We start from the raw sequence: 936 nt of genomic DNA, 5'->3' as shown, positions 1-936 counted from the left end.
GGCGTCTCCCATACGAGTCCTGCGGCGTCAGTCAGTGGCCGCCCGTCGCGAGTCCCCTCGAGGCGCTCGTCGTGGACGACGACCGGGGTCCCGCAGGCGGCCGGCTGGACGTCGATCTCGAGCATCGCGGTCTCGTCGCGGTCGGCCGCTCGAGTTAACGCCTGGATCGTGTTCTCGGGTGCGACGCCGGCGTAGCCGCGGTGAGCGATGACGGCTGGGTGTTCCATACCACATCGACGGGGAGCCGAGTAATGGAAGCTGTGGCGTCGGCCCGAGTCGCCGACGTGGCGCTTCCCGGCCGGTCTTTGATCCGTGTTCCCCACGAATCGCCGCTATGACCGAGACCACGCTCGCGGACGTCGAGCGCGCACTCGACCGCGCGGACGACCTCGAGACCGAGGAGGCCGTCTCCGTCCTGCGAACGGCCCGGCAAGATCTGCGGGATCTGGGGAACGACGCCGACGTGGACGAGCAGCGGCGGCAAGAACTCGAGGGCCGACTCGAGCAGCGGATCCGCGAGGTGACCGAGCGCGACGCCTACGACAGCGGGCTGGGCGCGGCGATGAACCCGACCGAGGACGACGCGCCCTGATACAAATTGCTGTCAGACTGCGCATCCCACCACCGTTACGACGAGAAGCGGTCGATGCGGTGGCGCGCGCTGTCCAGCGATGAAAACGGATCCGAGTGCGAATTTCTGTCCGAGAACCCGGCGATATCGGCCGATCTCCGGCCCTTTTATTCGGGTGCCCTCCCGAGAGGTGCGTATGCGAATTGCACTGCTCGGCGGCACCGGCGACATCGGCGAAGGGCTCGCACTGCGGTTTGCCCGGGACACGGACCACGAGATCCTCATCGGCTCGAGGGATCCCGAGAAGGCCCGCGACGCGGTCGCGGCGTACGAAGACGAACTCGAGACGCGCGGTGCCGACGCCG

At 68.1% G+C, this 936-nt stretch carries 3 protein-coding genes; 2 read left to right on the top strand and 1 reads right to left on the bottom strand.

The features are described 5' to 3' along the window. The coding region (locus PGX04_RS25870; RefSeq protein ID WP_273741122.1) for a glycerophosphodiester phosphodiesterase at positions 1–227 on the bottom strand (227 nt) is incomplete at its 3' end. Between the two features lie 107 nt (positions 228–334). Here PGX04_RS25870 and PGX04_RS25865 point away from each other — a divergent pair. Both PGX04_RS25865 and PGX04_RS25860 read left to right on the top strand, forming a co-directional pair. Continuing rightward, positions 335–592 (top strand): hypothetical protein, encoded by a 258-nt coding sequence (locus PGX04_RS25865; RefSeq protein ID WP_273741121.1) that lies wholly within the window; start codon positions 335–337, stop codon positions 590–592. Positions 593–767: 175 nt separating this feature from the next. After that, positions 768–936 (top strand): NAD(P)-binding domain-containing protein (locus tag PGX04_RS25860; RefSeq protein ID WP_273741123.1); only part of this gene is annotated, 169 nt, incomplete at its 3' end.

Source organism: Natrinema soli (assembly GCF_028618695.1).
This window is presented reverse-complemented; position numbering and strand designations above follow the sequence as displayed.

Coding starts and splice junctions, on each gene's coding strand:
- PGX04_RS25865 (WP_273741121.1), top strand. CDS start 335: ATGACCGAGACCACGCTCGCGGACGTCGAGCGCGCACTCGACCGCGCG.